This is a genomic window from Daejeonella sp. (assembly GCF_036405355.1).
GTDB lineage: Bacteria > Bacteroidota > Bacteroidia > Sphingobacteriales > Sphingobacteriaceae > Daejeonella.
Genome location: NZ_DASWXT010000031.1, coordinates 1 through 12529 on the forward strand (window position 1 = coordinate 1; position 12529 = coordinate 12529).

The 12529-nt window shown below is 41.3% G+C and carries 10 protein-coding genes; 9 read left to right on the plus strand and 1 reads right to left on the minus strand.

Annotated features, from left to right (window positions below):
- Window positions 1-147 precede the first annotated feature (147 nt).
- Window positions 148-1410: a dienelactone hydrolase family protein gene (locus VGE44_RS03890; protein ID WP_331076444.1), complete on the minus strand. Its 1263-nt coding sequence runs from the start codon at window positions 1408-1410 to the stop codon at window positions 148-150.
- 716 nt (window positions 1411-2126) lie between these two features.
- Between VGE44_RS03890 and ispG the strand changes: the two genes are divergently transcribed.
- The 9 genes from ispG (at window position 2127) to VGE44_RS03935 (ending at window position 12529) form a co-directional block, all read left to right on the plus strand.
- Window positions 2127-4235, plus strand: coding sequence for a (E)-4-hydroxy-3-methylbut-2-enyl-diphosphate synthase (gene ispG, locus VGE44_RS03895; protein WP_331076445.1), 2109 nt, complete (start codon window positions 2127-2129; stop codon window positions 4233-4235).
- Entirely contained in the window at window positions 4228-4728 is a 501-nt protein-coding gene (gene lspA / locus VGE44_RS03900) for a signal peptidase II (protein WP_331076446.1), read from the plus strand. The genes ispG and lspA overlap by 8 nt, the downstream gene beginning before the upstream one ends.
- Window positions 4729-4883: 155 nt before the next feature.
- A complete protein-coding gene (gene hemA, locus VGE44_RS03905; RefSeq protein WP_331076447.1) occupies window positions 4884-6110 on the plus strand; it encodes a glutamyl-tRNA reductase in 1227 nt (408 codons plus the stop codon).
- A 72-nt stretch (window positions 6111-6182) separates the two neighbouring features.
- Entirely contained in the window at window positions 6183-7799 is a 1617-nt protein-coding gene (gene hemC / locus VGE44_RS03910; RefSeq protein ID WP_331076448.1) for a hydroxymethylbilane synthase, read from the plus strand.
- A 36-nt stretch (window positions 7800-7835) separates the two neighbouring features.
- Complete coding sequence (gene hemB, locus VGE44_RS03915; protein WP_331076449.1) at window positions 7836-8804, plus strand: porphobilinogen synthase; 969 nt, start codon at window positions 7836-7838, stop codon at window positions 8802-8804.
- A gap of 252 nt (window positions 8805-9056) precedes the next feature.
- Complete coding sequence (hemL, locus tag VGE44_RS03920; RefSeq protein WP_331076450.1) at window positions 9057-10436, plus strand: glutamate-1-semialdehyde 2,1-aminomutase; 1380 nt, start codon at window positions 9057-9059, stop codon at window positions 10434-10436.
- 4 nt (window positions 10437-10440) lie between these two features.
- Window positions 10441-11316, plus strand: a complete 876-nt coding sequence (locus tag VGE44_RS03925) for a HAMP domain-containing sensor histidine kinase (protein ID WP_331076451.1) — start codon at window positions 10441-10443, stop codon at window positions 11314-11316.
- On the plus strand, window positions 11306-12010 hold the full coding sequence (locus VGE44_RS03930; RefSeq protein ID WP_305364142.1) for a response regulator transcription factor: 705 nt from the start codon (window positions 11306-11308) through the stop codon (window positions 12008-12010). The genes VGE44_RS03925 and VGE44_RS03930 overlap by 11 nt, the downstream gene beginning before the upstream one ends.
- Window positions 12011-12013: 3 nt before the next feature.
- Window positions 12014-12529, plus strand: a complete 516-nt coding sequence (locus tag VGE44_RS03935) for a tetratricopeptide repeat protein (protein WP_305364141.1) — start codon at window positions 12014-12016, stop codon at window positions 12527-12529.

Here is a 12529-nt window from a genome sequence, read left to right on the forward strand (position 1 = left end):
GTAACTTGCCAATGAGTTATTTGGTCTATTTGTCGCTTGAGGGCATGCCTTGTATTTATTATGCTCTACACTTCATAGGATCTCCACTCATTTTATCTATAAAATGGATTCCTGCACCATTTTCAATAATTAAGGATAGAACCCTCTTTATCCTTGAAGATGTTTTTCCAGCCATGCATATGCTTTTTCCTGGATATCCCGATTATAATTATGTACTGTTTTAGGAGAATAAAATGAAGTGTTATCGCCTTTGCCAGCCCAGTCGAAAGCTGACTGAATTTCTGCTTTGGCCTTCATTTTTCCTTCTTCAGGAAAGAGTGGATCTTCTTCGCCCACAACGATCATACAGGCATTAGGGGCACTCATAGCTGCAAGATCCGGAATATCCATCCTGTTCAGCACACCTGGCAATAAACAAAAACTTCCAACTGCACCGCTTAGGTTATAATGCTGCTGTGTGTCGCCGGTAGTCATCCATCCAACGCTTACTGATGCCTTTATCCGTGTATCGAGTGCCGCAAGGATATTGGTTCTCCATCCGCCGCCAGATAAGCCTGTCACACCGATTCTATTCATATCCACTTCCGGCCGGGTAGCCAAATAATCAATACATCTTGAATCGTCAAAGTAGTTTATGCCTGCCCAGGTAGTCCCTGCCCAATTTAACTGCCTGACACCATAATATAAAAGATCACGGATTCTGGTATCAAACTGTTTGTATTCTTCTGCTGATAATGAAAAAGGATCAAAGTTAACAGGTATTCCATTAATGCCTTTGGGAACGCGGTTTCCAAAATGATGCGCGTCTATAACAATGACTGCATAACCTCTGTTGACCAGTTCTTCTGTTAAATAGGCTCCTTCATAATATTCCTTGCGATGGGCCACCAATAACTCATGGTCTTTTCCGCCATTGGCGATCCGGTCTTTGCCAAAGCCCATTGGGCCTCCCCATTCATGCAGCGCAACGATACCCGGAACCGGTTTTTTAATTCCTTTTGGCAATAGGAGGTAAGCCTCGAGCCGATGCCATGGAGTAGTATTAAAATGTATCTTTTCGAAAGTGTGGGTGCCCCTGTCTTCTTTCTGAATCACCTGTGGTGCCAGGTTTAATGGTCCGGGGTTATAGTGCAATCCCTCAAGCAGACATTTTCTGGCTGCAGCCTGCCATTTTTTATAAGTACCCTTTGGATTCTTTTTTCTCCAGTTTGCAAGCGTCAGATCCATAGGATTGTTTGCACGGATCCCTTCGAGAACCGGTTCTAAGGAACCATAAAGGTTTAACGGATTTTTGATAGAGGGAATGCTGGGTTGTATGTTAGCCATTCCCGGCTGAAAGGATAATAAGCCCGATGAAGCTATAACAGCAGAGCCGATTGCGGATGTTTTCAGAAAATTTCTTCTTTTCAATTTGAATATGTTTTAAATGAATATAATACTTTTCCGGCAGATTTATTCATAATTGTGGGATAACACCAGACGCAGGGATTTAGCATACGGTTCGCATTTCGATTCCAGCGGAGGCTGGAATCTCCTTATTCCTAACCACACTTGTCAACCGATAGCAATCGGTTCCCACGAATTGGGAACCTCCACCAGCACCTCTTTGAAAGTCAGATGAGTGAAAGCTGGAATCTCTTTACCCCCTAAGAACGCTTTTCATTCTCGCGAAAGCGAGAACCTACTAAAACCCAGCTTCTAATTTCTTATCAGCGGATGTGGAATCTCCTTACCCCCTAACAACCCTTGTCAACCGATAGTTAAAGTTTGATGTTATCACCAAGCATCTGCAACACCAATCACAGGAAAGGCAATGACATTATTTAAGAGTCTGGTTAAATCTGGTTCCCGCTTTTGCTGACAAATGGAGATGTAAATAAATTGAGGTTCCAGCTTTCGCTGGAATGACAAACCGGGATTTATATATAGGGAGATTCCAGCCTTCGCTGGAATCGGTGCAGTTTACTTAGTGCTTTTTACTAACCAATCCGCGGTAAGATCATGCTGGGTTCAGTTTTCAATTAAAATATTTACCTGTGCTTGATGTTATCACCAACCATAGGAAATTTTCCATTTCGAGGATTCCCCCGATAATATGTATTTTTGTAAAATTTTGATTCTTCTTGATGACTAAAAGCGCTTTAATTGCCCTTGATGGCAAGTATTGTAATTCTTTAAATACCTATTCCAGATTTCTGACCCGCGAGGTAACGATCGGTCATATTCCGATGGGCGCTCATAATCCGATACGGATCCAGAGTATGACCACCACAGATACCATGGATACTCCTGGTACGGTTGAGCAATCAATTCGGATGGTTGATGCGGGCTGCGAATATGTGCGGATTACTGCTCCAAGTGTGAAGGAAGCTAAAAACCTCGCGAACATAAAAAAGGAATTAAAGGCAAGGGGGTATGACGTACCTCTTATTGCCGATATACATTTTACTCCCAATGCTGCCGAAGAAGCAGCCCGGATCGTTGAAAAAGTTAGAATCAACCCGGGTAATTATGCAGATAAAAAGCGTTTTGAAAATTTTGAATACACGAGCGCTGAATATCAGGCAGAACTTGAAAGGATTTACAAGAAATTTGCCCCTCTGGTAAAGGTTTGTAAAGAATACGGGACTGCAATGAGGATAGGAACCAATCATGGTTCACTTTCAGACCGTATCATGAGCCATTATGGAGATACTCCCCGGGGTATGGTCGAGTCGGCAATGGAATTTATGCGGATGTGCGAGGATTTGAACTATTATAACCTCGTTATTTCGATGAAATCGAGCAATCCTCAGGTCATGGTACAGGCATACCGTCTGCTTGTAGAAACTATGGTGAAAGAGGGAATGAATTACCCGCTGCACCTTGGTGTAACCGAAGCCGGTGATGGCGAAGATGGTCGGATCAAATCTGCAGTGGGAATTGGTGCTTTGCTTGAGGATGGGCTGGGTGATACCATTCGTGTATCCCTGACCGAAGATCCTGAGTTTGAAGCACCGGTTGCAATTGCCTTAGCTGATAGATATAAGTGGAGAGAGTTAGCTGTTAACAGTAATCAACCGATTACTATCGGGTTATCAGAGGAATCCAGCCAGGCAACAGATAACAGACAACAGACAACTCATAACCCTTACGAATACCAGAAGCGCCATACCTCTGAACTTAATACCTTCATTGGCGGCCATCAGGTTCCAAGGGTAGTAATCGATATTTCGAAGAAGAATCTTAAAGATCCGGCAATTTTATCGGAAGTGGGATACCTCTATTCTGCCCTGCTTGATAAGTATAATATGGCGGAGCAATCCACTGATTTTGTTTATCTGGCTGATGAACTTCCATCTTTTAATTTCCCGGGAAATCTGAAGCAGCTTTACAATTATTCTACCTGGAAAGGGCTTCAAAATAAGAGCAATTGCCATCCTTACTATTCTCTGAAAGAATATGTTGCGGCAGATTTACGTGATACTTCACTGAACCTGGTTGCAATCTCCGGTTCAGATATCGGATCTGATATTTTCAATGAGATCCCTCTGGATAATACCCTTGTTTTTGTACTTGAAACTCAGTCAATTTGTGGATTGCAGGATCAGCGTCAGGCCTTTTTCAAACTGGTGGAACTGGGGCTTGAAATGCCTGTGATAATTAAGCGGTCATATCGGGTATCAGATATCAGGTATCAGGTATCAGGTGAAACCGATCCTACGGAGGAAAACTCTAAGTTTTCATTAACAGACTCTCCGGCAACCAACAACCAACAACCAACAACCAACAGCGAGAACTTTCAATTGTATTCTGCAACTGACTTCGGTGGATTAATGCTGGATGGTTTTGGTGATGGAATTTGGGCAGATGCTCCCGATATTTCTGCTAAAACAATACTTTCAACCTCCTTTGGAATATTGCAGGCTACCCGTTCCAGGATTTCCAAGACCGAATATATTTCCTGTCCGAGTTGCGGAAGAACCCTTTTCGATCTGCAGATTACCACCCAAATGATACGAAGCCGTACAGATCATCTCAAAGGGCTTAAAATAGGAATCATGGGATGTATTGTTAACGGTCCGGGTGAAATGGCTGATGCCGACTATGGCTACGTGGGCACCGGCCCGGGTAAGATTACACTTTACCGGGGGAAAGAAGTAGTCAAGAAGAATGTAAATACAGAAAATGCACTCGATGAACTGATCGGGATTATTCGGGATGATGGAAACTGGCTGGAGCCCGAGCATGAATAAAATAAGTAATGCGATAATCATTTTGATTATCATGCTGAACCTTGGCTTTGATCAGGTCTCAAAAATAATAGTCAGAAATGAAGTCGGCCACAACGAGCTGATTAGCATTTTCGGGAATTGGTTCACACTTACTAAAGTCGAAAATACCGGGGCATTTTTAAGTGCAGGCAGTGCTCTCCCGGACTTAATTCGTATCATTCTGCTTTCTGTGTTTCCTGTTATTTTTCTTGCTTATGGTTTATATATGGTTCTGGCCAAAAGGGATATGTCAAATATGCAGATTGCAGGATGGTGTTTTGTCATAGGCGGTGGAACCGGTAATCTTTATGATCGTATTGTACATGGTTCAGTTACTGATTTTCTGCATCTCGATCTGGGACTGTTTCAGACTGGAATTTTTAACCTGGCTGATGTTTCAATTATGATCGGAATGTTTATAATTATAACCGGACAATTCTTCCATAAAAAGGAGGAATCCCTGACATTACAATAAGTTTAATTCTTTAGCTTCGGCCCTTATTTCCTCGGTTTTTATGCACGGGTGCGTTATTTATAATCTTTCTAAACGTATGTGTTTACAAAGGCGTGACAGAATGAAAATCGCTTAAAGGTTACATTTGTATTGGTTTTTTAATTAGGATTAGCAACTTGAAGTATTTAAAAGTTATTGCCTTTACTCATAAGTACGTCGACCTCAAAGATTTAGGTAAGTTTGTAATCTGTAATGAGTGTTTAGAAAGTAGTCTTGAAAGTGTCAAAGCAAAGTTTGATATACCTGAAATATTTTATCTGGGTACCTGTAATCGCGTAGAATTTGTATTTACTGCTGATCAAAATCTTGATTCTTCTTTTGTCAAGGACTTTATTCAGACACTTAACCTTCCTGTTTCCGAAGATCAGGTTGATACCTTTGTCAATCAGGTAGTAGTTTATGAAGATGTAGAAGCACTCAATCATTTACTCCGGATTTCATGTTCACTTGAAAGCCTGGTTGTTGGTGAAAAGGAGATTCTCGCTCAGGTACGTAAGGCTTATGAAACCTGTCGTGCTTCCGGGTTTACCGGTGATTATTTACGCCTGATCATGAGCCGGGTTGTGAAAACAGCAAAGGAAGTTTATACCCATACCGGAATTGCACGCAAGCCAATTTCAGTTGTTTCTTTAGCTTACCGCAAACTACGGGAGCTTAAAATGTGTACCAACGCAAGAATTCTGATCGTTGGGGCAGGAGAAACCAACCGTAACATTGCCAAATACCTTAAAAAACATAAATATTCAAACTTTGCGGTCTTTAACCGCAGTATTGAGAATGCTGAAATACTTGCTTCAGAATTGGGAGGTAAAGCTTATGGTCTCGAAGACTTAAAAACCTATAAAGGGGGCTTCGATGCGATAATTACCTGTACCAGTGCTACCGAACCAATTATTACCAATGAAATTTACCAATCGCTTTTAAATGGAGATACTTCCAGAAAAGTAATAGTTGATCTGGCTGTTCCAAATGATACCTGTCCTGAAGTTCTTGAAAAAAATCCTGTTACCTTTATCGAAGTTCACAGTCTGCAGGAAATTGCAAACAGTAATTTAAAGGAAAGATATGATGAGCTTGTCAATGCAGAACGAATCATTGACCAGAACATTGAAGAGTTCAAGCCTGTTTTAAAACAGCGTCGGGTGGAGATTGCGATGCAGGAAGTTCCACAGCGAATCAAAGAGATTAAGGAAAATGCATTGAACAAGATCTTTGCTAGTGAGATTGAAGGGATGGATGATAATTCCCGTGAAGTATTAGCCCGTGTAATGAATTATATGGAAAAAAAATACATCAGTGTTCCTATGGTTATGGCCAAAGATATTCTGATAAAAAATAGCTGATTTTCAGTTGATCCCAATCATTTTGGCTATTTTTAAAATTCAAAAAAAATAATCCGGAATAAATTTATAATCATGTCTGATCATTTGCCCGAGGATAATAAAAAATCAAAAATTGTTATTGGAACGCGCGGAAGTGAGCTTGCATTATGGCAGGCAAATTTTATTAAGGATCGTCTTGCAGAAATTGGGCATGACTCAGAGCTTAAAATTATTAAGACTCAGGGCGACAAAATATTAAATCTAAGCTTTGATAAACTCGAAGGCAAGGGTTTTTTTACCAAGGAGCTTGAAGAAGAATTACTGAACGGAACCATTGATCTTGCCGTTCACTCACATAAAGATCTTCCAACTACCAATCCTGAAGGTCTGATCATTGCAGCCGTTTCTGAGCGCGAAGATCCGGCAGAGTTATTGGTTATTTTAAAGGATTGCGTCGATATTCAGCAAAAACTGTCTGTTAAGTTCGGGGGTTTGGTTGGGACCTCCTCAAACCGTCGTAAATCTCAGTTATTGGCTGTGCGTCCGGATTTCGAGATCGAAGATCTCAGGGGGAATGTTCAAACCCGCCTGCAAAAATTACGTGATGAGAATTATGATGCGATCATGCTAGCCAAGGCCGGCGTGATCAGGCTGGGCTACGATCTCAGCGAAGAATTCCATGTTGAAGAACTTGAGCCAACTGAATTGATCCCGGCACCTGCACAGGGGGTTTTAGCTGTACAGATCAGAGAAAGTGATAAAGCCCTTTTTGATTTGCTGCAGCCACTCAATAATGAGCTTGTTGCCGAACAGATTGCAGTGGAACGCAAGGTTCTGAATATGTTTGATGGAGGATGTCAATTGCCTCTGGGATGTTATTGCCGCAAAGATGGTTCATTATTTCAGGTATGGACAGCAAAGGCATCAGACGGAACAGATTTTCCAGACCGGCTCTTTATGCAATCTAAAACCACCAAAGGACTGGCAGAAAAAATAGTATCCAAATTTGCTCCCGACCGCAAATTCCCGGCTAATGTATTTATCAGCCGCGAACTTTCGGAAAGCAGCTATTTGAGAAAGGCTCTCAGTAAACATCAGATTGAAATTGAAGACCGTTCTTTAATCAGAACATTTCCATCCATCCATCATCTCGACCCATTTATTCTGAGAAATATTGACTGGGTGTTCTTCAGCAGTAAGAATGCAATTGAATACTTCTTTAAACTTGATCCGCAGCTCCCCAAAAAAGTCAAATTCGGGGTACTGGGCAGAGGATCTGAAGATGCACTCAGGCTGCATGGAAAAGTTGCTGATTTTAATGGAGAGGAAGAAGGAATTGATACCAAAGATATTGCCACAGAATTTGCAAAGCTGGCAAACGGAACTAATGTTCTGTTCCCGAGTGCAAAGGGCTCACTGAAGACTATACAAAAAGCATTGTCCGGTGATACGAAAATAATTGAACTAACTGTATATGAAACGGTTAGTGAGGAAGATGTAGCCCAATCCTTTGCCGAAGTGCTGATTTTTACAAGTCCATCGAATGTGGATTCTTATTTTGCAGAGAATTTACTGGAGCCGGATCAGCAGGTTATTTGTATTGGAAAAACAACCGGTCAGAAATTTGATGAAATGGGAGTGAAATATACCCTGCCTTTTTCACCGGATGAAATGGGCTTAGCTGAAGCTGTATTTGCGCTGGATTATTAAATCCGGTTGAACAAATTTTATAAATCGAAGGATCATATGTTAATCCGTCCAAGAAGATTAAGGAAATCACCCATTTTGCGTGAAATGGTTGCAGAGACCAGGCTGTCAAAGGATATGTTTATCTATCCGTATTTTGTGGTGCCGGGTAAAAATGTAGTGCATGGTATCGACGCTATGCCCGGAGTGAGTCATTTTTCTGTTGATACCTTGCTGAAAGATGTCGAAAAATCGCTTTCACTTGGAATTAATAAGGTATTGCTTTTTGGAGTAGGGGAAGAGAAAACTGAGGACGCAAGTTCATCCTATGATAAACATTCGGTGGTTGCAAATGCAGTCAGGGAATTGAAAAAAGAGTTTGCCGATGATCTGTACGTAGTTACAGATGTATGTACCTGTGCCTACACCACACACGGGCATTGCGGTATTCTGCAGCATGATTATGTTCAGAATGACAAGACCGTTGATGTATTGGCAAAAATGGCCCTGAGCCATGCACAGGCCGGTGCTGATATGATCGCACCTAGTGATATGATGGACGGCAGGATATTGGGTATCCGCGAAAAGCTGGACCAGCACAACCTGGAAAATACGGCAATAATGAGCTATAGTATAAAATTTGCTTCAGCTTATTACGGGCCATTCAGAGAGGCAGCCGATTCAGCGCCAGGAAAAGGCGACAGAAAGGCCTATCAGATGGATTTTCGTAACCCCCGCGAAACAATGCGGGAATCTGCTCTGGATGAGCAGGAAGGTGCGGATATTCTGATGGTTAAGCCTGCATTGGCCTATCTTGATGTCATTAAGAGCCTGAGAGAGAGTACTGACCTTCCGGTGGCATGTTATAATGTTTCAGGAGAATACTCAATGGTGAAGGCCGCAGGAGCCAAAGGCTGGATCGATGAGCAGAAAGTAATTATGGAAAATATGTATGCATTCAGCAGAGCCGGAGCAAATATTATTATTACGTATCATGCGAGGGAGATAATGGAGAAGGGCTGGATGTAGGTCAATTGACAGTTGACAATTGACAGTTGACAATTAACAATTGACAGTGGACAATTAATATGACTGCTACATTTAACATTTAGTACTATATCACAGATAACTGACTACTAAACATCAAGGCATGGTTTTAGTTAGTTTCAGATAAAATTTAATATTAGGAAATACAAAATTGATTGATATAAATTGACATTTTTTAAATTATACGAATTCATAATTGTCAACTGTCAACTATCAATTATCAATTAAAAAAGGATGTTAGGATCACTAAAAAAGATGTTTTCAGGTTCGGATGAAGATACTCCGGTAAATACAGTTGGAAAGCCTGATATTTCAAGGGAGAAGTCTGCCGAATTGTATGAAAAATCAAAAAACTATTTCCCGGGTGGAGTAAACTCACCTGTAAGAGCTTTTAAATCGGTTCATGGAACACCATTATTTATCCAAAAGGGTGATGGTTGTAATATATGGGATGCTGATGGGAATCAGTTCATAGATTTTTGTGCTTCATGGGGTCCGCTGATTCTTGGGCATAATCATCCGGTGGTTCGCGAAAAAGTGATCGAGGCCATGCAGAACGGGATGAGTTTTGGTGCACCTACAGCGCTTGAAAATCAATTGGCCGAGCTTATCCTGAAGAATAATAAGTACATCCGTAAAATCCGCTTTACCAGCTCAGGAACAGAAGCAGTAATGTCGGCGATTCGTCTTGCCCGTGGCTATACCAAACGTGATAAGATCATCAAATTTGAAGGTTGTTATCATGGGCATTCTGATTCATTGCTTGTTAAGGCAGGCTCCGGACTGGTAACATTTGGTGAAACCTCATCCGCAGGGATCCCAAAAGCTTTTGCAGATGAAACCATAGTTGTTCCATTGAATAATGAACAGGCTGTTAACGAAGCTTTTGAACAATTTGAAGGGCAGATCGCTGCGGTGATCATTGAACCTGTTCCTGCCAACAATGGCTTGCTGCTTCAGACCCAGGAATTCCTTGAATTTTTGCGTAAGATATGTTCAAAGAATAAATCACTGCTGATTTTTGATGAGGTTATTTCCGGTTTCAGGATAGGCTTTGAAGGAGCTGCAGGGTTTTATGGCATCCAGCCGGATATCATCACCTATGGTAAAATAATTGGAGGTGGTTTACCTGTAGGTATGTACGGTTCATCAGTAGAAATTATGGAGATGATATCTCCGGATGGTCCTGTATATCAGGCTGGTACGCTTTCCGGAAATCCGGTTGCAATGGCTGCCGGTATTGCTCAATTGACTGAACTTTCAAAGTCTGGTTTTTATAAGGATTTGAATAATAAGACCCTGGATTTTACAGAGTCGATCCAGCGTTTTGCGACTGCAAGAAATTATAAATTCAAAGTGTTTACCATTGGTTCGATTTTCTGGTTCGCATTTACTGATCAGGAAAAGATCAGTGCTGCAGAGGAAATTGATGCATCAAGCATGGAGAAATTCAAGGTAATGCACCGGGAACTGCTGAACAGGGGTATTTATTTCGGACCATCGGGCTATGAGGTTGGATTTGTATCATCTGTTCATTCAAAAGTAGATCTCGAAAAGGCAAAACGTGCTATTTTTGAGAGTCTCGACATTGTTTTCAGAGGAGCAAGAGCATAGGACTATGAGAAGGCCAATGGTGATATTTTATTGTCTGATCATTTATGCCATCTTTCAGTTAATATGGTGGGGCAGATTATTGCTCATCGCCAATCCTAACAGTAAGGGAATGGTTCTTGGTGAAACCGCTGTTTTCCTTTTCATCTTTTTTGTAGGGGCATATTATTTGCAAAAGGCAATAGATCAGGAGAGAAAGCTGCACCATCAGCAAAAGAACTTCCTCTTATCGGTTACTCACGAATTGAAATCACCATTGGCATCTATAAAACTGTACCTGCAGACTATCCTGAAGCGGGAACTCGATCCGGCTCAGCAAAAGTCGTTCATAACCAATTCATTAAAGGATATTGAGCGACTGGATGATCTTGTTGAGAATATGCTTTTGGCAACCAAGATCGAGAGCAACTCCTACACATTCCCTAAAGAGAGTTTCAACCTTTCTGAGCTGGTTAATTCTGTAGCCGGCAGGCTTCAGATCCATACCTGCAGTTCACAAATTATCAAGCTTTCTGTACAGCAGGGAATTATGCTGAAGGGAGATAAATTTGCTTTGACATCTGTGGTGACAAACCTGATCGAAAATGCGGTAAAATATTCCCCGCCTTGTGCTGAAGTGCATGTTAGTCTGAGACGCAGTAACGGGCATATTCAATTTATTGTGGCCGATTCAGGTATAGGTATTAATGATCAGGAAAAATCACGTATTTTTGATAAGTTTTACAGGGTAGGAAGCGAAGATACTCGCAAAACAAAGGGTACGGGGCTTGGATTATTCATTGTAAAACAGGTTCTTGATAAGCATCAGGCATCAATAAAAGTAAAAAATAACCAGCCTTCGGGAACAATTTTCGAAGTAACATTCAACGCAAATGCTAACTAAACAAAGAATTCTACTCGTAGAAGACGAAGAGCATCTTCTGGAAGCTATCAAACTAAATCTGGAGATGGAAGGGTACAAAGTATCCACCGCGACAGATGGTAAAAAGGCACTCAAAATTTTCAAGGAAGAACGGTTCAATCTGATCATTCTTGATGTAATGATTCCGGAGATCGACGGATTTCAGGTTGCTGAGACTATCAGGCTTGAAAACACAGAGGTGCCAATAATGTTTCTGACTGCAAAGAACACCAGTGAGGATCGTGTACTGGGATTGAAAAAGGGTGCAGATGACTATCTGACCAAGCCTTTCAACCTCGAGGAGCTGATTCTAAGAGTAGGAATATTGGTAAAGCGTAGCCTGAAAGGTGATGAGCTTAAGGAATTGAATTCCTATAAGATCGGTGATAAAACGATTTACTTTAACTCCTTTGAATTAAAGACTGATGATGGTACAGTAACTCCTCTGACCAAGAAAGAAACCATGCTGCTAAAACTTTTGATCGAGCGTCGTAATGAGGCGGTATCGAGAGAGCAGATTCTGGAAACCGTTTGGAATTATGATGTTTATCCATCAACAAGGACGATCGACAATTTCATCCTGACTTTCCGTAAATATTTCGAACCTGATCAGAAAAATCCAACCTATTTTCATTCTATCAGGGGTGTTGGATATAAATTTACTGATAAGCATTAAGAAATGTTAACTAAGAAGGCCCGTTTATGGGTTATCGGGATCGCTGTGATCCTGTTGGGCTGGACTATCAGCAAACAGGTTTATGAGATAGCTGCTGTTATCGGCCTCGGGATTGGGCTCCTGATCTGGGGTTATTTCCGCGAAGGTACCGTCGTGATGGCAGCCCGTGAATTCCACGCTAAGAATTATGATGGTGCTGAGGAATTACTCAAAGAAATTGAGGATCCTGATCGCCTGGGAAGGCACCGTCGAGGCTTTTACGAATTCATTTATGGAAATGTAGAGCTGCACAGGCATAATTATGAAGAAGCTGAGAAGCATTTTCAAATTGCGACCAGGTTTCCTTTACGTAACCAGAATGACAAGGCTATTGTGCTGGTTCATCTGGCCAATATCAATCTTCGTAAAAAAGATTATGAACGGGCGGCGGCTTATGTAGAGCGGGCTAAAACATTTAAGATCAGTTCCCGGGTAAAAAATATTGTAGAAAAAATAGAATCAGAAATTAAAAAAGCATAG

What these genes read in the sequence shown, in the direction of transcription:
- hemB (WP_331076449.1), top strand. Translation starts at nt 7,836, where the DNA reads ATGTTAATCCGTCCAAGAAGATTAAGGAAATCACCCATTTTGCGTGAA.
- VGE44_RS03930 (WP_305364142.1), top strand. Translation starts at nt 11,306, where the DNA reads ATGCTAACTAAACAAAGAATTCTACTCGTAGAAGACGAAGAGCATCTT.
- VGE44_RS03935 (WP_305364141.1), top strand. Translation starts at nt 12,014, where the DNA reads ATGTTAACTAAGAAGGCCCGTTTATGGGTTATCGGGATCGCTGTGATC.
- VGE44_RS03925 (WP_331076451.1), top strand. Translation starts at nt 10,441, where the DNA reads ATGAGAAGGCCAATGGTGATATTTTATTGTCTGATCATTTATGCCATC.
- ispG (WP_331076445.1), top strand. Translation starts at nt 2,127, where the DNA reads ATGACTAAAAGCGCTTTAATTGCCCTTGATGGCAAGTATTGTAATTCT.
- hemL (WP_331076450.1), top strand. Translation starts at nt 9,057, where the DNA reads ATGTTAGGATCACTAAAAAAGATGTTTTCAGGTTCGGATGAAGATACT.
- lspA (WP_331076446.1), top strand. Translation starts at nt 4,228, where the DNA reads ATGAATAAAATAAGTAATGCGATAATCATTTTGATTATCATGCTGAAC.
- hemC (WP_331076448.1), top strand. Translation starts at nt 6,183, where the DNA reads ATGTCTGATCATTTGCCCGAGGATAATAAAAAATCAAAAATTGTTATT.